This window comes from Microbacterium sp. Soil_C_42 (assembly GCF_057656735.1).
In genome coordinates, this window is the sequence record NZ_JBDGJU010000002.1 from 86,487 (window position 1) to 104,745 (window position 18,259).

Annotated in this window: 17 protein-coding genes and 2 tRNA genes; 14 read left to right on the forward strand and 5 right to left on the reverse strand. The window is 70.5% G+C overall.

Going from position 1 to position 18,259, the window contains the following annotated elements; all coding sequences use genetic code 11:
• Nucleotides 1-27: 27 nt before the first annotated feature.
• Both AC3A46_RS02025 and AC3A46_RS02030 read left to right on the forward strand, forming a co-directional pair.
• Nucleotides 28-2,055, forward strand: coding sequence for a PTS fructose transporter subunit IIABC (locus AC3A46_RS02025; protein WP_487663576.1), 2,028 nt, complete (start codon nt 28-30; stop codon nt 2,053-2,055).
• 63 nt (nt 2,056-2,118) lie between these two features.
• Nucleotides 2,119-2,388 (forward strand): HPr family phosphocarrier protein, encoded by a 270-nt coding sequence (locus AC3A46_RS02030; protein WP_487663577.1) that lies wholly within the window; start codon nt 2,119-2,121, stop codon nt 2,386-2,388.
• 90 nt (nt 2,389-2,478) lie between these two features.
• Here AC3A46_RS02030 and AC3A46_RS02035 read toward each other — a convergent pair whose 3' ends face one another.
• The gene (locus AC3A46_RS02035; protein WP_487663578.1) at nt 2,479-3,117 is read right to left on the reverse strand and encodes an MBL fold metallo-hydrolase; all 639 of its coding nucleotides are present in this window, start codon (nt 3,115-3,117) and stop codon (nt 2,479-2,481) included.
• Between the two features lie 118 nt (nt 3,118-3,235).
• Here AC3A46_RS02035 and AC3A46_RS02040 point away from each other — a divergent pair.
• Nucleotides 3,236-3,311 (forward strand) — tRNA-Glu (locus tag AC3A46_RS02040).
• Between the two features lie 42 nt (nt 3,312-3,353).
• Nucleotides 3,354-3,426 (forward strand) — tRNA-Glu (locus tag AC3A46_RS02045).
• An 89-nt stretch (nt 3,427-3,515) separates the two neighbouring features.
• Here AC3A46_RS02045 and AC3A46_RS02050 read toward each other — a convergent pair.
• Together AC3A46_RS02050 and AC3A46_RS02055 are read right to left on the reverse strand one after the other, a co-directional pair.
• Nucleotides 3,516-4,694, reverse strand: a complete 1,179-nt coding sequence (locus AC3A46_RS02050; RefSeq protein ID WP_487663579.1) for a DUF4349 domain-containing protein — start codon at nt 4,692-4,694, stop codon at nt 3,516-3,518.
• A complete protein-coding gene (locus AC3A46_RS02055) occupies nt 4,691-5,248 on the reverse strand; it encodes an RNA polymerase sigma factor (RefSeq protein WP_487663580.1) in 558 nt (185 codons plus the stop codon). The genes AC3A46_RS02050 and AC3A46_RS02055 overlap by 4 nt, the downstream gene beginning before the upstream one ends.
• A 246-nt stretch (nt 5,249-5,494) precedes the next feature.
• Here AC3A46_RS02055 and AC3A46_RS02060 point away from each other — a divergent pair, with 246 nt between their 5' ends.
• The 7 genes from AC3A46_RS02060 to AC3A46_RS02090 all read left to right on the forward strand — a co-directional run bounded on the left by AC3A46_RS02060 (nt 5,495) and on the right by AC3A46_RS02090 (nt 13,260).
• Nucleotides 5,495-6,568 (forward strand): TerC family protein, encoded by a 1,074-nt coding sequence (locus AC3A46_RS02060; protein ID WP_487663581.1) that lies wholly within the window; start codon nt 5,495-5,497, stop codon nt 6,566-6,568.
• A 253-nt stretch (nt 6,569-6,821) separates the two neighbouring features.
• A complete protein-coding gene (gene leuC, locus AC3A46_RS02065) occupies nt 6,822-8,294 on the forward strand; it encodes a 3-isopropylmalate dehydratase large subunit (protein WP_487663582.1) in 1,473 nt (490 codons plus the stop codon).
• A 1-nt stretch (nt 8,295) separates the two neighbouring features.
• Entirely contained in the window at nt 8,296-8,892 is a 597-nt protein-coding gene (leuD, locus tag AC3A46_RS02070; protein ID WP_487663583.1) for a 3-isopropylmalate dehydratase small subunit, read from the forward strand.
• Nucleotides 8,893-8,967: 75 nt separating this feature from the next.
• The gene (murA, locus tag AC3A46_RS02075) at nt 8,968-10,350 is read left to right on the forward strand and encodes a UDP-N-acetylglucosamine 1-carboxyvinyltransferase (protein WP_487663584.1); all 1,383 of its coding nucleotides are present in this window, start codon (nt 8,968-8,970) and stop codon (nt 10,348-10,350) included.
• A gap of 4 nt (nt 10,351-10,354) precedes the next feature.
• Nucleotides 10,355-11,119: a lysophospholipid acyltransferase family protein gene (locus AC3A46_RS02080; protein WP_487663585.1), complete on the forward strand. Its 765-nt coding sequence runs from the start codon at nt 10,355-10,357 to the stop codon at nt 11,117-11,119.
• On the forward strand, nt 11,109-12,245 hold the full coding sequence (locus tag AC3A46_RS02085) for an NAD(P)H-dependent glycerol-3-phosphate dehydrogenase (protein WP_487663586.1): 1,137 nt from the start codon (nt 11,109-11,111) through the stop codon (nt 12,243-12,245). Before AC3A46_RS02080 ends, AC3A46_RS02085 begins: the two co-directional genes overlap by 11 nt.
• On the forward strand, nt 12,145-13,260 hold the full coding sequence (locus tag AC3A46_RS02090) for a D-alanine--D-alanine ligase family protein (protein ID WP_487663587.1): 1,116 nt from the start codon (nt 12,145-12,147) through the stop codon (nt 13,258-13,260). The genes AC3A46_RS02085 and AC3A46_RS02090 overlap by 101 nt, the downstream gene beginning before the upstream one ends.
• Before the next feature lie 9 nt (nt 13,261-13,269).
• Here AC3A46_RS02090 and AC3A46_RS02095 read toward each other — a convergent pair whose 3' ends face one another.
• Nucleotides 13,270-13,767, reverse strand: a complete 498-nt coding sequence (locus AC3A46_RS02095; protein WP_487663588.1) for a DUF3515 family protein — start codon at nt 13,765-13,767, stop codon at nt 13,270-13,272.
• Nucleotides 13,768-13,824: 57 nt separating this feature from the next.
• Between AC3A46_RS02095 and thiL the strand changes: the two genes are divergently transcribed.
• Nucleotides 13,825-14,820, forward strand: coding sequence for a thiamine-phosphate kinase (gene thiL, locus AC3A46_RS02100; RefSeq protein ID WP_487663589.1), 996 nt, complete (start codon nt 13,825-13,827; stop codon nt 14,818-14,820).
• Nucleotides 14,821-14,857: 37 nt separating this feature from the next.
• Here thiL and rsmD read toward each other — a convergent pair whose 3' ends face one another.
• Nucleotides 14,858-15,421, reverse strand: coding sequence for a 16S rRNA (guanine(966)-N(2))-methyltransferase RsmD (gene rsmD, locus AC3A46_RS02105; RefSeq protein ID WP_487663590.1), 564 nt, complete (start codon nt 15,419-15,421; stop codon nt 14,858-14,860).
• A 71-nt stretch (nt 15,422-15,492) separates the two neighbouring features.
• Between rsmD and AC3A46_RS02110 the strand changes: the two genes are divergently transcribed.
• On the forward strand, nt 15,493-17,655 hold the full coding sequence (locus AC3A46_RS02110; RefSeq protein ID WP_487663591.1) for an ATP-dependent DNA helicase RecG: 2,163 nt from the start codon (nt 15,493-15,495) through the stop codon (nt 17,653-17,655).
• 41 nt (nt 17,656-17,696) lie between these two features.
• Nucleotides 17,697-18,194, forward strand: coding sequence for a pantetheine-phosphate adenylyltransferase (gene coaD, locus AC3A46_RS02115; RefSeq protein WP_056367579.1), 498 nt, complete (start codon nt 17,697-17,699; stop codon nt 18,192-18,194).
• Nucleotides 18,195-18,259 lie beyond the last annotated feature (65 nt).

Consider the following 18,259-nt stretch of genomic DNA (forward strand, 5'->3'; position numbering starts at 1 on the left):
CACACCCCACGACCGCAGGAGGTCACCGTGTCCGACACCATCACCCCAGGCCTGGTGAGCCTCGACGTCCCCCTGGGCGCCGACAAGGCCGCCGTCATCCGGGCCCTCGCCGCACGCGTGGTCGCGCAGGGTCGCGCGACCGACGCCGAAGCGCTCTACGCCGACGCGTGGGCCCGCGAAGAGAAGGACGAGACCGGGCTTCCCGGCGGCATCGCCATCCCGCACGCCAAGAGCGCCGCGGTGTCGACCCCGTCCCTCGCCTTCGCGCGGCTGAAGCCGGGCGTCGATTTCGGTGCGCCGGACGGCGCCGCCGATCTCGTGTTCCTCATCGCGGCCCCCGCGGACGCCGCCGAGGCGCACCTCGCGGTGCTCTCGAAGCTCGCCCGCAGCCTCATGCAGGAGGACTTCACTGCGGGATTGCGCGCCGCCTCATCCGACGACGATGTGGTCGCGATCGTGCAGGCGGCCATCGGCGAGCGCGACGCGGCAGCGCCCGCTCCTGCTGCCGCCGCCGCGGCGCCCAGTGCCGCATCGGGACTCGTCGTCGACGGCCGGCCGGCACGCGTCGTCGCGGTCACGGCCTGTGCGACCGGCATCGCGCACACGTTCATGGCCGCCGACGCCCTCACGGCCGCGGGCAAGAAGGCCGGGATCGACCTCGTCGTCGAGCCTCAGGGCTCCAGCGGCTACCAGGCGCTTCCGGCGGACGTCATCCGCAACGCCGACGCCGTGATCTTCGCCACCGACGTCGACGTACGGGAACCCCAGCGATTCGCCGGCAAGCCGGTCGTGCGCTCGGGCGTCAAGCGCGGCATCGAGCAGCCCGACAAGCTGATCTCGGAGGCCGTCGCCGCCGCGAACGACCCGTCGGCGACCCGCGTGGGCGGCGAGGCGACCGCGGCGTCAGCCGCGCCGGCCGAGACCATGTCGTGGGGTGCTCGGATCCAGCGGATCCTCCTCACCGGCGTCAGCTACATGATCCCGTTCGTCGCGGGCGGCGGTCTCCTGATCGCCCTCGGCTTCCTCATCGGCGGCGTCAACGTCAACGCGGACGACGCGGCGTTCACCGTCATCACGGACAACGCCCTGTGGGCGCTTCCGGAGGGCGGGCTCGCTCAGTACTTCGGGTCGGTGTTCTTCGTCATAGGTGTGACGTCGATGGGCTTCCTGGTCTCGGCGCTGGCCGGCTATATCGCCTTCGCGATCGCGGATCGGCCCGGCATCGCCCCCGGCTTCGTCGCCGGCGCGATCGCCGCGCTGATGGGCGCCGGGTTCATCGGCGGCATCATCGGCGGTCTGCTCGCGGGTTACGTCGCATGGTGGATCGGGCGATTCAACGCCCCGCGCTGGCTGCGCGGCCTCATGCCCGTCGTGATCATCCCGCTCGTGGCGTCGATCGTGGCGTCGGGGATCATGATCCTGTTCCTCGGCCGGCCCATCGCGACCCTGATGGTCGGGCTCAACGACTGGCTCACGGGCCTTGCCGCGACCGGCGCGATCATCCTCGTCGGCGTGATCCTCGGCCTCATGATGTGCTTCGACCTCGGCGGTCCGGTCAACAAGGTCGCGTACGCGTTCGCGGTCGCGGGCCTTGCGGCCGCTTCGGCGGAGAACACCACGCCGTACCTGATCATGGCCGCGGTCATGACCGCCGGCATGGTCCCGCCGCTCGCGATGGCGCTGGCGTCGACGGTGCTGGCACGCAACATGTTCCCCCCGGTCGAGCGCGAGAACGGCAAGGCGGCCTGGCTGCTGGGCGCGGCGTTCATCAGCGAGGGCGCGATCCCGTTCGCCGCGGCGGACCCGCTGCGCGTCATCCCCGCGATGATGGCGGGCGGCGCGGTCACCGGCGCCCTCAGCATGGCGTTCGCGGTCGAGTCGCTCGCGCCTCACGGCGGCATCTTCGTCCTGTTCGCGATCAACCCGATCTGGGGCTTCCTGATCGCGCTCGCGGCGGGCACGGTCGTCTCTGCGCTCACCGTGATCGCTCTCAAGAAGTGGATCGCCCCGAAGGAGCTCGAAGAGGCCGAAGCGCGTGTACCCGTGGCGGCCTGAGGCCGTCGTCCGCCAGAATCGAGATCGTCGACCGCTGAGGTCCGACACAGACAGGAGAGAACCATGGCAGAACGTCAGGCCACCATCGCCAGCAGCTCGGGACTCCACGCCCGCCCCGCGAAGCTCTTCGTGCAGGCCGTGCAGGCGCAGCCCGTCCCGGTCACGATCGCGGTCGAGGGCGGTGCCGATCTCAACGCCGGCAGCATCCTGTCGCTGATGGGCCTCGGTGCCTCGCAGGGGACCGTCGTGACCCTCAAGGCCGACGGCGACGGCGCCGAAGAGGCGCTGGACGCCCTGGTCACACTGCTCGAGACGGACCTCGACGCACAGTAAGCACCGAAGAATGTGACGACGGATGCCGCGGGTCGAAGCCGCTGCGGCATCCGTCGTCCGCGTTCCGCGGGGTCTCTCGGCGCTTCGGGCTCAGATGTCGGTGCTGTCTCCGGGGTTCAGCGCGAGGAGCTCCCCGCCGCCCTGCTCGGCCGCCCAGCCCAGGCGCGCGCGGCCCATGTCGCGGCCGGTGACCGACAGCGTCATGTCGTGCGTGCCGAAGACGCGCCGCGGGGCGACGGCGAGCACGAAGTCCATCGCCTCGCCGATCTTGAGCCATGGGGCGCCGACCGGCGATGCCAGCAGCTTCACGGCGCGGTCCTTCGGGACGGCGTACGAGTCGCCCGGGTAGTAGAACTCGTCGTTCACGAGCACTCCGACGTTGTCGACGACCGGGATCGACTCGTGGATCACCGCGTGCCGGCCGCCGAAGAATTCGAGGCGGAACGGCTCGACCTCGACGACGTCGCCCGGATGGACGATCGTCACGTTGTATCCCTCGGCCGCGTGGGAAACGCCTTCGGGCGCGAAGATCGGCGTTCCCGGGAAAGTCTGGAGGATGCGGTCCAGATGGTCCGGCGTCCAGTGGTCGGGGTGCTCGTGCGTGATGACGATCGCGACGACGCCCTCGAGCTCACCGAGCGGGGCCGTGAACGACCCCGGGTCGATGACGACGGTGCTGCCGGTGTCGACGAGGGTCAGGGTGGCGTGCTCGAACTTCGTGACTCGCATGGGTCGAGTCAAGCGCTACGGCGCCGGCGGAGCAAGCGACGAGGAGGCGGCGCGCCGGTGCCCGCGCCGATTTGGAGTGGGCATGTGGGCCGTGGCATAATCGAACGGTTGCCTGAACGGCCCCATCGTATAGCGGCCTAGTACGCCGCCCTCTCACGGCGGTAACGCGGGTTCGAATCCCGCTGGGGTCACCAGTCAGGCAACAACGTCGCGACTTCGGTTGCGGCGCGCTGTACGGCCCCATCGTATAGCGGCCTAGTACGCCGCCCTCTCACGGCGGTAACGCGGGTTCGAATCCCGCTGGGGTCACACACGTGACAGAGCCCCCGAGTCCACAGGACCCGGGGGCTCTTCGTTGTTCCGGCACCGGCGCGCTCAGGTGCGCCGCACCGGGAACGTCACACGGGGGAGTCGGTCGGGCGGTCGGCGTCGACCGACGACGCAGGCGGGGTCGCAGCATCCGTCCGCAGACGCCGACGCCGACGCACGAGTCGCACGATGCCCCACACCACGACCGCGATCACGGCTGCCACGGCGAGCCAGGGCAGGAGGAAGCCGAGCGCGACCACGATGCCGTTGAGCGTGGCGACGAGGCCGTTCCAACCGGCGGCGAGGCCGTCGCCGAACCCGGCGGGATCGGCGGTCACCGGCTCGGCCTCGGGGAGGACCGTCACCGACAGCGTCGACATGGCGACCTGGTCCTCCAGCATGTCGAGCTGCTGCTGGTAGGACTCCAGTGTCGCCTGGCGCTCCGACAGCGCGGCCTCCGCGGCGATGAGGTCGGCAACGCTCTGCGCCTGCGCCATCAGCTCGGTGAGGCGGTCCACGGACGCCTGTGCCGCATCGATGCGCGCCTCGAGGTCCACTGTCTGCTCGGTGACGTCCTGACGGGACAGGTTGGTCGCCGTGACCTCGCCCACGTCGTCGAGCTCGTCGACGACGCTCTGCAGCTGGTCGGCCGGGACGCGGACGGTGACCCACGCGCCGTCCGTCGGATACGGGGAGGGCATGGTGTCGTAGACGATGCCGCCGTCGGTGGGACTCACCGGGTACACCGTGCCGTCGCTGCCGACGCTCAGCGACTCGACGTAGCCGCCGTGGGCGACCGCCGAGTTGGCGATGGCGCGTGCCGCCGCGTCGACCTCCTCAGCGGTGACCGTCGCGGAGGCCGTGGTGATGATGTCGCGGTCAGCAGCCGCCGAGCCGGCGGCGGTGTCACCGGCTGCGCCGGGTGCGACCGTGAGCGGTGCGGACTCGCGCGTGTCGGCACCGGAGGAGTCCGTCGTGTTCGCGCCGCCCCCGGAGTCGGCAGGCGCGACGGCGGACTCGTCGCCGACGCCGCCCGAGGGACCGACCAGCGAGCCCACGGACGGGGCGATGACGGCCGCGACGGCGATCACCGCGGCTGCCGCGCCGCCGGCGATCCAGAGGCGTCCTCGCCGCGTGCGCTGCGCGGACCGTCGGCTCCGCTCGTGTGCGATGTCGGCGAAGAGAGCGCCCTCGATCTCGTCGATGCGCTCTGAGCTGAGCTCGGGGAGGGGTGCCGGGGTTTCGGGACCCGGGGGCTGCGTGCTCATGTGCTCTCCTTCACAACGGTCCGCAGGCGGGTGCGGATGCGGGAGAGACGGTTGCGGACGACGCCGTGGGCGACGCCGAGCTCGTCGGCGGCCGCCTGGTACGCGTACCCTTCGGTCGCGCAGAGCCGGAAGATGGCGCGATCGAGCTCGCCGAGTCCGGCGACCTCGTGCAGGATCGCCTCGGCCAGGCGGTCGTCGATCACCTGCTGCTCGACGTCGACCGTGGACGGCAGGCTCTCGTCGGCCGCGGCTCCGGTGTGCTCGCGGTCTCGCCGCTGCCTGCGGATGCGGTTCGCGGACTGGAACCGGCAGATCGTCGCGAGCCAGGGCAGGAGCGAATCGCCGACCAGCTCGAGGTCGGGGAGCTTGCGCCAGGCGACGAGGAACGTCTCCTGCGTGACCTCCTCGGCGTCCGCCGGGTTGCCGACGAGCCCGTGCGCCAGCCAGTACACCGGGCGCACGTACGCCCGGTACAGCGTGCGGAAGGCGTGCTCGCTCCCGCCCGCAGCCAGCACGACGAGCTCGGCGTCGCGCGGCAGGTCCTCGCCCGTCATCCCCATCCTCCGAATTGTCTCTCACCGTGTCAGTGTCCGCGTTGCCCGGATCGTCTCACCGGCGCCGGTCGCCCCCCGCCGAGCCTGTATCCTGTTGCGAGCGAGAGGGAGTATCCCGACACCGCGCATCCGTCATCACGGGTCCCGACATTGCGACCCCGGGTGCGCGCCGCAGGCGGTCAGCCGGCGGGGGAGAGACTTTCGGATTCCGCCGACCCCTCTCATCTCCCCTTCGAAAGGCCCTCCATGGACCTCGAACTCCCGCTGTGGTTCGAAATCGGATCGCTCGTGATCCTCACCCTGATCCTCCTCGCGGATCTCCTGCTGATCCTGAAGCGGCCGCACATCCCGTCGACTCGCGAGTCGACGCTGTGGGTCGTCTTCTACGTGACGCTCGCTCTCATCTTCGCGGGCATCATGTGGATCGTCGCCGGGCCCGAGTACGCCGGCCAGTTCGTCGCCGGCTGGCTCACCGAGTACAGCCTGTCGATCGACAACCTGTTCGTCTTCGTGCTGATCATGTCGCAGTTCGCGGTGCCGCGCCGCTACCAGCAGGAGGTGCTGATGGTGGGCATCATCATCGCCCTCGTGCTGCGCGGAATCTTCATCCTGGTCGGCGCCGCGGTGATCGAGCAGTTCAGCTGGATCTTCTACATCTTCGGCGCGTTCCTGGTGTGGACCGCGTGGCGTCAGGCATTCCCCGGCGGCGATCACGACTCCGACGTGAAGCAGGAGAACTTCGTCGTGCGCCTGCTGCGTCGCACCATCGACATCAGCGACTCCTACGACGGCGCGAAGATCCGCACCGTGGTGGACGGCAAGAAGATGTGGACGCCGATGATCATCGTCTTCGCGGCGATCGGCATCACCGACCTGCTCTTCGCGATCGATTCGATCCCCGCCATCTTCGGCATCACCCAGAGCGCGTTCATCGTCTTCACGGCGAACATCTTCGCCCTGATGGGTCTGCGTCAGCTCTACTTCCTCCTCGGCGACCTGCTGGATCGCCTCCGCTACCTGCACTACGGCATCGCGTTCATCCTGGCCTTCATCGGTCTGAAGCTCGTCTTCCACGCCATGCACGTCAACGAGCTTCCGTTCATCAACGGCGGCGAGCCGATCGAATGGGCGCCCGAGATCTCGACGTGGATGTCGCTCGGCGTCATCATCGTCTCCATGCTGGTCGCGACGGTGGCGAGCCTCGTCGCGTCCGCGCGTGAGAAGAAGATGCCGTCCGCGGATGCTGCGGCCGCCGTCGTGGCGGACGAGAAGGGCACTCCTCCCACGGTCGATCAGCCCCGTTCGGACGACGCTCGCTGATCGCCTTCCGCAGCCGTATCCCTCGGGCCGCCGACCGTCGTCGGCGGCCCGAGGCGCGGGAGCGCGGGGGAGACGGCAGATGACGGCGGCGGCGCGGGTGCCGGTTTCGACGGTGGTAGCCTGGGCACGTGCGGATCGCTCGCCTTCTCCTTAGCGGCCGCGACGAGTCCTAGTCCCCAGGCCTCCCTCGTCGCGGAGTTCGTCGCGGGCCCCACCCTTTCGGGCGCAGTCCCACAGAGGAGAACGACTGGCAATGAGCACGACCGATGCATCCGGCATTCCCGACCGTCCCCGCACCCTCGCCGAGAAGGTGTGGGATGACCACGTCGTCGTCCGCGGCGAAGACGGTCAGCCGGACCTGATCTACATCGACCTGCACCTGGTGCACGAGGTCACCAGCCCCCAGGCGTTCGACGGTCTGCGGGCGGAGGGCCGCCCGGTGCGGCGCCTCGACCTGACGATCGCGACCGAGGACCACAACACCCCGACGCTCGACATCGACAAGCCGATCGCCGACCTCACGAGCCGCACCCAGATCGAGACGCTGCGGCGCAACGCCGCGGAGTTCGGCGTGCGCCTGCACTCGCTCGGCGACAAGGAGCAGGGCATCGTCCATGTCGTCGGGCCACAGCTGGGTCTGACCATGCCCGGCATCACGGTGGTCTGCGGCGACTCGCACACCTCCACGCACGGCGCGTTCGGCGCGATGGCGTTCGGAATCGGCACCAGCGAGGTCGAGCATGTCCTCGCGACGCAGACGCTCCCGCTCAAGCCCTTCAAGACCATGGCGATCACGGTCGAGGGTGAGCTGAAGCCCGGCGTCACCGCCAAGGACATCGTTCTCGCGATCATCGCCAAGATCGGCGCGAACGGCGGGCAGGGGTACGTGCTCGAGTTCCGCGGCAGCGCCATCCGGTCCCTCTCCATGGAGGGCCGCATGACGATCTGCAACATGTCGATCGAAGCCGGCGCCCGCGCGGGAATGGTCGCGCCCGATGAGACCACCTTCGCGTACGTGAAGGGCCGTGCGCACGCGCCGACCGGTCAGGACTGGGACGACGCCGTCGCCTACTGGCGGACGCTCCCGAGCGACGAGGGCGCGGTCTACGACGCCGAGGTGTTCCTCGACGCCGCCGAGCTCGAGCCGTTCGTGACGTGGGGAACCAATCCGGGCCAGGGCGTCTCGCTGAGCGCAACCGTCCCGTCGCCGGAAGACTTCGCCGACCCCAACGAGCGCGCCGCCGCAGAGCGTGCGCTCGAGTACATGGATCTCGTGCCCGGCACCCCGCTCAAAGAGGTGCCCGTCGACGCCGTGTTCATGGGGTCGTGCACGAACAGCCGCATCGAGGATCTCCGTGCGTTCGCGTCGGTCATCGCAGGCCGCACGAAGGCGGACGGTGTCCGCGTCATGGTCGTCCCGGGCTCGGCCCGGGTCCGCCTCGAGGCCGAGGCCGAGGGCCTCGACAAGGTCATCGAGGACTTCGGCGCCGAGTGGCGTTTCGCCGGCTGCTCGATGTGCCTCGGCATGAACCCGGACCAGCTCGCTCCGGGGGAGCGCTGCGCCTCCACGAGCAACCGCAACTTCGAGGGCCGTCAGGGCAAGGGCGGCCGCACCCACCTCGTCTCGCCGCTCGTCGCAGCGGCCACCGCCGTCATGGGCCGCCTCGCGAGCCCGGGCGATCTTCCCGCGCCCGTCGCGGCCGCAGCCGAGAGCACGGAGGCCTGACATGGAGAAGTTCACGACGCACACCGGCATCGCCGCGCCGCTGAAGCGCTCCGCGGTCGACACCGACCAGATCATCCCCGCCGTCTACCTGAAGCGCGTCACCAAGACGGGCTTCGAGGACGCCCTGTTCGCCAGCTGGCGCCAGGACCCCGAGTTCGTGCTGAACCAGCCGGTGTACGCAGGTGCCAGCATCCTCGTCGCCGGCCCCGACTTCGGCACCGGCTCGAGCCGTGAGCACGCCGTGTGGGCGCTGCGCGATTTCGGGTTCAAGGTCGTGCTGAGCCCGCGGTTCGCCGACATCTTCCGCGGGAACGCGGGCAAGCAGGGGCTCGTCGCCGGAGTGATCTCCGAGGCCGACCTCGAGGCCGCGTGGGCCGCCATCGAGGCGGATCCAGGCGTGTCGATGACGGTCGACCTCGACGCCCGCACCGCGCGCCTCGGCGCGCTGGAGCTCCCTTTCGAGATCGACGATTACACTAGGTGGCGGCTTCTCGAAGGGCTCGACGACATCGGGCTCACGCTGCGCGACGCAGACAGGATCGCGCAGTTCGAGGCTCGCCGAGAGGCGTGGCGGCCGCGGACGCTTCCCGTTCCGTAAGCCGGGCCGGGCGCCCAGACCCCGGGCACCCGACCGTCGCAAGCCCCCCTCTGCACACCAAGTGAGGACCACCGGATGAAGCCGCTCCTGAACGTCGCCGCCGGCGAAAGCACCACTGCCGAAGCGGGAGAGCAGGAACTGACCGGCGAAGTCCTCGCGATCCGGGGCGGGCGACCGCTGACCGGCCGCGTCGAGGTCAAGGGCGCCAAGAACCTCGTCACGAAGGCGATGGTGGCAGCTCTCCTCGGAGAGACCGCCAGCACGCTGCGCGACGTCCCCGACATCAGCGACGTCCAGGTGGTCCGATCCCTTCTCGAAGTCCACGGTGTCCGCGTCGTGGACGGCGATGAGGAGGGCACGATCCACCTCGACCCGAGTGGGGCCGTCGCCGCGCACTTCGAAGAGATCGACGCGCACGCCGGGGCCTCCCGCATCCCGATCCTCTTCTGCGGGCCGCTGCTGCACCTCCTCGGCGAGGCGCTCATCCCCGATCTCGGCGGCTGCCGCATCGGGGACCGCCCGATCAACTTCCACATGGACGCGCTGCGCGCCTTCGGGGCCGTCGTCGACAAGAGCTACGAGGGCATCCGCATCACCGCGCCCGATGGGCTGCACGGTGCGAACATCGAACTGCCGTATCCGAGCGTCGGCGCGACCGAGCAGGTGCTGCTCACGGCCGTGCGGGCGAAGGGCGTGACGGAGCTGCGCAACGCGGCGATCGAGCCCGAGATCATGGATCTCATCGCGGTGCTCCAGAAGATGGGCGCCATCATCTCGTACGAGCCGAACCGCGTCATCTTCATCGAGGGCGTCGACTCGCTGCGCGGATACGACCACCGCGCGATCTTCGACCGCAACGAGGCAGCCTCGTGGGCGTGCGCTGCGCTGGCGACCGACGGCGACATCTTCGTCGGCGGAGCCCGCCAGCAGGAGATGCTGACCTTCCTCAACGTCTTCCGCAAGGCCGGCGGATGGTTCGACGTCCGCGAAGACGGCATCCAGTTCCGCCGCGGCGGCGCCTTGAAGCCGGTCGTCGTCGAGACCGACGTGCACCCCGGCTTCATGACCGACTGGCAGCAGCCGCTCATCGTCGCGCTCACGCAGGCCCCGGGCACGTCGACCGTGCACGAGACCGTGTACGAGAACCGGCTCGGATTCACCGAGGCCCTCAACCTGATGGGCGCCGACATCGTCGTGCACCGCGACGGCATCGACGCCCCCGGCCGCCGAGTTCCCCGCCGAGCCCTGGAGCAGGCGGCCGTGATCAACGGCCCGACACCTCTCCACGGCGCCGATGTGGTCGTCCCCGACCTCCGCGGTGGATACAGCTACGTGATCGCGGCGCTGGCCGCCGAGGGGGAGTCGGTCGTCCGCAACGTCGGGATCATCCGTCGCGGCTACGAGAAGTTCTTCGCCAAGCTCGACCAGCTCGGCGCCGACTTCGACGTCATCGGATAGCCCGGTGGCCACTGATCGACCGCGAGCGTCGGCTGAGAAGACGCGACCGAGCGTCTTCTGGCCGCTGGCCGGACTGCTCGTGCCGCTTCTGAGCCTGCTCTTCAAACTGGAGATCGAGGACGGCAGGAAGCTCCCGCGCGATGGTGCCTACGTGCTCGCTCCGAACCACATGAGCGAGGTCGATCCACTCGTGGTCGCCCTCGCAGTGTGGCGGTTGGGCCGCGCCCCCCGGTTCATGGCGAAGGAGAGCCTGTTCCGCGTGCCGGTGCTGGGGTGGATCCTGCGCATCACGGGGATGGTGCCGGTCGCTCGCGCGACGTCGGCTGCGGCCGCTCGCGCCACGCTCGAGGCGTCGCAGACCCTCGTGGAGCACGGTCGCGGAGTGATCGTCTACCCGGAGGGCTCGCTCACCCGCGAGCCGGGCCTCTGGCCGATGCGCGGCAAGACCGGAGCTGTCCGTCTTGCGCTGGCCGGAGGCATCCCGGTCATCCCCATGGCGCATTGGGGCTCGCAGCAGGTGCTCCCGCGCTACGGAAAGCTCAAGCTCTGGCCGCTGCGCCGGCGCGTGCGCGTGATCGTGGGCGACCCGGTCGACCTGTCGGCGTATGCCGGATCGGCGTCGTCGCAGACCGCGCTCGTCGCGGCGACGGACGCCGTGATGGCCGACATCTCGGGCCTCCTCTCGCAGCTGCGCGGCGAGCCCGCACCTCCACAGCGCTGGAACCCGGCCGATCACGGCCAGAAGGAGACGGGGCGCCTTGAGTCGTAGGCAAGATGCCGCGCGCCCGCGCGTCGTCGTCATCGGCGCGGGCAGCTGGGGCACGACGTTCGGCAAGATCCTGGCCGACGGCGGCGCCCACGTCACGATGTGGGCGCGTCGCCCCGAGCTCGCGAGCGAGATCCAGGAGGGCAAGCGCAACAGCGAGTACCTCCCCGGCATCAACCTGCCGCGCGACATGCACGCCACCCACCATCTCTCGGAGGCGCTCGAGGGCGCCGAGCAGATCTACCTGTCGATCCCGAGCCAGGCTGTGCGCCAGAACCTCAAAGCGGTCCGCCCGCTGATCGCGCAGAGCGACGCCCCCATCGTGTCGCTCATGAAGGGTGTCGAGCGGCGGACGGGCCTGCGCATGAGCCAGGTCATCGAGCAGGAGCTGCACTGCGACCCCGCGCGCATCGCGGTCGCCTCCGGCCCCAACCTCGCCCTCGAGATCGCCCGCGAGCAGCCGACCGCGGCCGTCATCTCGTCGACGAGCCAGGAGACGGCCGAGGCTGTCGCCCGGCGCGCGCGCAACAGGTACTTCCGCACGTTCGTGAACACCGACGTGATCGGCACCGAGTTCGGCGGCGTGCTCAAAAACCTCATCGCGGTGGCGATCGGCATCGTCGACGGCGTCGGCTACGGCGAGAACACGAAGGCCTCGATCATCACGCGCGGCCTCGTCGAGATGACGGACTTCGCGGTGGCGTTCGGCGCCCAGCACGAGACGCTCCAGGGTCTCGCCGGGCTCGGCGACCTCATCGCGACCTGTCAGTCGCCGCTGAGCCGCAACAACACCGCCGGGCGACTGCTCGGCCAGGGCTATCGCTTCGACGACGTCGTCAAGCAGATGAACCAGACGGCGGAGGGGCTCGCGTCCGTCGCGCCCATCCTGCAGCTGGCGCGGGAGGTGGGCGTGCAGATGCCCATCGTCGAGCAGGTGAAGATGGTGCTCGACGGCACCATGAACCCACGCGACATCGCGCCGCATCTCACGACCGACGACGACACCCCCCAGGGCGAGAGGACGACGAATGGACAAGCCGGCGGTGGCGGTGCTCTTTGGCGGTCGATCCAGCGAGCACTCGATCAGTTCCGCAACGGCGGGCGGGGTGCTGCGGGCGATCGACCGTGACAGCTACCGCGTGATCCCCGTCGGGATCACGCGGGACGGCGTCTTCGTGCTCGAGGACGACGACCCCGACAAGTTCGCCCTCGACGCCGAACGGCTTCCGGAGGTCGTCGACAACGGCACCCGTGTGCTGTGGCCCGAGGTCGGTGACCGCGAACTGCGCGTGCGCCGCGCCGACGGAACCGTCGACGACCTGGGCGCCCTCGATGTCGTGCTCCCGATCCTGCACGGCGTGCACGGTGAGGACGGCACGATCCAGGGCTACTTCGACACGCTGGAGATCCCGTACGCGGGCGGTGGCGTGCTCGATTCCGCGCTGTGCATGGACAAGCACTTCATGAAGATCGTCCTGCAGGCGGCGGGCGTGCCCGTCTCCCCGTGGGTCACCGTGACGCAGGAGCGCTGGGAGCGCGACCCTGACGGCGTGCGAGCGGATGCTGCGGCCCTCGGTGAGCCGTCCTTCGTGAAGCCTGCGCGCGCCGGGTCGAGCGTCGGCGTCTCGAAGGTCCACGACCCGTCGGAGCTCGATGCGGCGCTCGCTCTCGCGTTCGCCGAGGACGACAAGGTGCTCATCGAGTCGGCGATCGTCGGACGGGAGGTCGAGGTCGCCATCCTGGAAGGACGCGGCGGCGCCGCCCCGCGCGCCTCGCTGCCGGGCGAGATCGTTCTCACGACGCGCGAGTTCTACGACTTCGAGGGCAAGTACCTCGGCGGCGACGGTGCCGAGGTGGTCTGCCCCGCAGACCTGACCGACAGCGAGATCGCCGCTATCCAGGAGCTCGGCATCCGTGCGTTCCAGGCGGTCGACGGCAAGGGTCTCGCGCGCGTCGACTTCTTCCTCGCGGCAGACGGGCTCTACGTCAACGAGCTCAACACGATGCCGGGGTTCACGCCGATCTCGATGTTCCCGAAGTGCTGGATCGCGTCAGGGATGTCGTACCCCGAGCTCATCACGGAGCTCATCGACACCGCACTCGAGCGCGCCCGGCAGACGGTCGCCGTCCGCGCGGCTCGCTGAGCCGGGGCATCAGGGAGCGGGGGTCGCCTCGCCCCGATCCAGGCACCGGCCGTCGACCGGCAGCACGCTGACGATCGGCGACAGGGCGTCGAGCACGTCGCGGCTCGACACACCGTCGCCGTCCTCGTCCGCGGTCGTGTCGAGGTAGATCTCCACGGCGGGGGTGCGGCCGAACGTGGTCACGCGGAAGCGCGGCGCGTCGGAGTCGTCGATGATCCAGTCGACGCCCGCGACGTCCTGGCAGGGGAGGGTGGTCGGCCCCGGCGGCTCGACGCCGCAGGTGAGCAGCACCTTGGCCGGATCGCCCCATGCTCCGGTGGCCTGCGCATCGGTCCACCGGCGCGCCTGACCGCTGACCGTTCCCGGGAGGTTCGAGGTGACCTCCGCGCAGAGCGGATCGTTCGCGGCCTCCGCGGGATCCAGGTCGACGGTGGTGGTGCACCCCGTCACGCCGACGGCGGCCACCATCGTGAGCCCGAACGCAATCAGGGAGGGGAGAACACGCACCGTTCCAGGCTAACCCGGCGGCGCGGCGGGCGATGTCGGCACCGGTAGCGTGGTCGTGTGGTCGAAGAGCGCAGGGATCCGACGGTGGGCGAGCTCAGCGAGGGGCGCATCCTGCGGCGCATCCTGGAGCGCCTCGGCGAGTCGAACGCCGTCGTCGGACCGGGCGACGATGCTGCCGTGATCGCCGCCGCGGACGGCCGCGTCGTGGCGACGGTGGACACACTCGTCCACGGTCCCGACTTCCGCCTCGCATGGTCGAGCGCCTTCGACCTCGGCTACAAGGCGGCTGCCGTCAACCTCGCGGACGTCGCGGCCATGGGGGCGACGCCCACCGCGCTGCTCGTCGCCCTCGCCATGCCCGATGCGACTCGGCTCTCGTTCGTCACCGGCATCGCGGACGGCCTGCGCGCCGCCTGCCGCGACCTCGCGCCCGGCTGCCGCGTCGAGGGCGGCGACCTCACGGTCTCCGACACCCTCACGATCGCAGTGACCGCGCTGGGGGCTCTCGCGGGTCGCTCACCCGTGCTGCGCTCCGGCGCCGAACCCGGCGACCTCGTCGCCGTGGCGGGCGACCTGGGACGCGCGGCGCGCGGCCTGGGGATCCTGTTCGAGCGATTCACGGATGCCGCGGGCCACCCGATCCCGGTCGACGAGAGCCTGCTCGACCACGCGGAGCTCGCCGACCTCGCGGCCCAGCTGCGTCCGTCGCCTCCTGTGTGGCTCGGTCCCGAGGCGGCCGACGCGGGCGCGACAGCGATGATGGACGTGTCGGACGGGCTCGTGCTCGACGCGTCGCGCATGGCCGCGGCATCCGAAGTCACCATCGCCCTCGAGTCGGCGGCGCTGGGATCCGACGTCTCATCCGCCCTCGCGGGCGGTGAGGATCACGCGCTGCTGGCGACGTTCCCGGCGAACCGGCCGCTGCCGCACGGGTTCGTCCGCGTGGGCGTGGTGCAGCCGAGAGGCCACGACGCCGTGCTCGTCGACGGCCGGCCCCACGACGGGCGTGGCGGCTGGGACCCCTACCGCGATTGGGACGCGGGCAACGGCTGATCCGGCGTCGGAGCGACGCCTCGGTGCTCGCCGTCGGTCAGTCAGCCGTGGTCGCCCACCACATCGCGGTGTCGCCGTAGCGCTTCGAGCGCGTGGCGACGAGTCCGTCGGGCAGGCTCGGCTCGGGGGAGCGCGTGGCGCGCTCGATCACGACGTCCGCACCGGCGGCGAGGACCGGCACGAGCAGCGCCAGGGTCGACGACAGCTCCGTCTCGCCGAGGTCGTACGGCGGATCGAGGAAGACCAGGTCGAAGGGGCCGCGCGCCGAGCGCAGGAAGGCGTCGGCCGATGCGCGGTGCACGCGGATCGTGCTGCCGGCGCCGATGGCCTTCGTCACCCGGCTCGCGTTGCGCTGGACGATGGTCGCGGCGCGCGGGGACTTCTCGACGAGGTCGGCCGAGACCGCACCGCGACTCGCCGCTTCGAGCCCGAGTGCGCCCGAGCCGGCGTAGAGGTCGAGCACGGCGGCGCCACGGAGGGCGTCGGCGGACTCCAGGGCGCCGAAGAGGGACTCGCGCACGCGATCGCTCGTGGGCCGGGTGCCGGCGTCCGGCACGTCGAGCATGAGCGAGCCCGCACGGCCGGCGATGATGCGCGTCACGCTCCCACGATATCGGCCCGGCGTCTTCGGCCCGCGCACGGGACGTCGCCGCTCACTCCTAGACTCGTGGCGTGGCCTCCTTCACCCTCGACTCGAGCCTCGGCGGCGCGATCGGCGGCAAGACGGCGGCGGCCCTCGAGCGCGCGTTCGGCATGACGACGGTCGGCGATCTGCTCGTCCACTATCCCCGCCGCTACGCCCGCCATGGCGAGCTGACGCCGATCTCGACACTGCCGCTCGGCGAGCCGGTGACGATCGTCGCGGAGGTGCGCCGTGTGAGCGAACGGCGCATGAAGAACCGGAACGGTTCGCTGCTCGAGGTGGTGATCAGCGACGGCAACGGCGAGATGTCGCTGACCTTCTTCAACCAGTCGTGGCGGGTGCGCGACCTGCAGCCCGGCCGGCAGGGGATCTTCGCGGGCAAGGTGGGCATCTACAAGGGCGCACAGCAGCTCGCGCACCCCGACTACGAGCTGTTCGAAGATGCCGACACGGCGCGGCTCAAGGTGCAGGCGAACGCGAACCTTCCCATCCCGATCTACCCGGCGACGAGCACGGTCGCGAGCTGGCAGCTGCAGAAGATCGTCGAACTCGTCCTCGACGGACTCGGCGAGGTGCCCGAGCCGCTCACCGACGAGCTGCGCGCACGACACGGCCTGATCGACGCCCGGTCCGCCATCGAGCACATCCACCGTCCGACCGACTTCGAGCAGATCGACCCGGCGCGGGCCACGCTGCGCATGCAGGAGGCCTTCGTCCTCCAGGTCGCGCTCCTGCAGCAGCGGCAGTTCGTCCGTGCGCTGTCGGCGACCAAGCGTGCGGCGGGAACGCTGCTCGATCGATTCGACGAGGCACTGCCGTTCCCGCGGACGCCCGACCAGATCACCGTCGGCGACGACGTCGCGCGCGACCTGCAGGGGGACTGGCCCATGAACCGCCTGGTCCAGGGCGAGGTCGGCTCCGGCAAGACGCTCGTCGCGCTGCGCGCGATGCTCCAGGTCGCGCAGTCCGGTGGTCAGTCGGCCCTCATCGCGCCGACCGAGGTCCTGGCGGCGCAGCACGTGCGATCGATCGCACGGATGCTGGGGCCGAGGCTCGCCCCCGAGCTCATGCCCACGCTCCTCACGGGGCAGCTCCCGGCAGCGGAGCGCCGCAAGGCGGCGCTGCGCGCCGCGTCCGGACAGGCGCTCATCGTCGTCGGGACGCACGCGCTCCTGAGCGAGAGCACGACCTTCGCCGACCTCGGTCTCGTCGTCGTCGACGAGCAGCACCGCTTCGGAGTGGAGCAGCGCGAGTCGCTGCGCGCCAAGGGATCCTCGCCGCACGCGCTCGTGCTGACGGCCACCCCCATCCCGCGCACGGTGGCGATGACGGTGTTCGGCGATCTCGACGTGTCGACGATTCGCACCATGCCCGCCGGCCGTGCGGGCATAGAGACCTTCGTCGCTCCGCTCGCGGAGCGTCCGGGCTGGTTCGCGCGAGTGTGGGAGCGCGTCGCCGAAGAGGTCGCACAGGGGCGTCAGGCGTTCGTCGTGTGCGCCGCCATCGACGCCGAGAAGCTCACCAAGGACGACACCGCCGACGAGCCCGCCGGCGACGCGCAGGGCGAGTCGACCCGGACCCGCTGGGGCGTCGTCCAGGTCGCCGACCTGCTGTCGCGGCATCCGTCGTTCTCGAACATCCGCGTCGAGGTCCTCCACGGCAAGATGCCGTCGGACGAGAAGGACGCGGTCATGCAGGCCTTCGCCCGGGGCGACATCGATGTGCTCGTGGCCACGACCGTGGTCGAGGTGGGCGTCGACGTGCCGAACGCCTCGACGATGGCGATCCTCGAGGCCGACCGGTTCGGTGTCTCACAGCTGCACCAGCTGCGCGGACGCGTGGGACGCGGCGGAGTCCCGGGGCTCTGTCTGCTGGTCACCGAGGCTCCGCTGGGCACCCCCGCCCGCGAGCGTGTGGAAGCCGTCGCCTCGACGCTCGACGGCTTCGCGCTCGCGGAGATCGACCTCGAGCTGAGGGGTGAGGGCGACGTGCTCGGCGATGCGCAGTCCGGGGCGCGCTCGTCGCTGCGGCTGCTGCGGGTCGTGAAGGACGCCGACATCATCTCCGAGGCGCGGGTGGCGGCCGAGCGGCTTCTCGCCGAGGACCCCGCGCTGGTGCGGCATCCCGGGCTCGCCGCCGCTCTCGAGCGCAACGTCGGCATGGCGCAGCGCGCGGCCCTCGCCAAGAACTGACGCGTCCGAGGGCCTGCGGACGGCCCACTAGGCTGGACCGCATGAGCAGCCGGATCGCCGTCGTCCCGGGATCGTTCGATCCGCCGACCCTCGGCCATCTCGACGTGATCCGCCGCGCCGCCTCGCTGTACGACCAGCTTCACGTGCTGGTCGTCCACAATCCCGGCAAGGAGGCGATGCTCCCGATCGCGCAGCGCCAGTCGCTGCTCGAGCAGTCGATCGCCGAGGCCGAGATCGAGGGCGACGTGATCGTCGCCTCGTGGAGCATGGGCCTGCTGGTGGACTACGCGACGGATGTCGGAGCCGGCGTCCTCGTCAAGGGCATCCGATCGCAGGTCGACGTGGCCTACGAGACGCCGATGGCGATCGTCAACCGTCACCTCGCGCACGTCGAGACGGTGTTCCTGCTGCCCGATCCCGCTCACGCGCTCGTCTCGAGCTCGCTGGTGCGGCAGGTCGCCTCGCTCGGGGGCGATGTGTCCCCGTTCGTCCCGCCCGCCGTCGCGCGTTTCCTCGACACCGGCGCGCGCGGCATCTGACCAGAAACCGCGGCTAGGCTGGAGCCGTGGTCAGAAAGCATGTGACGGGTCCGTTCGTCCTCCCG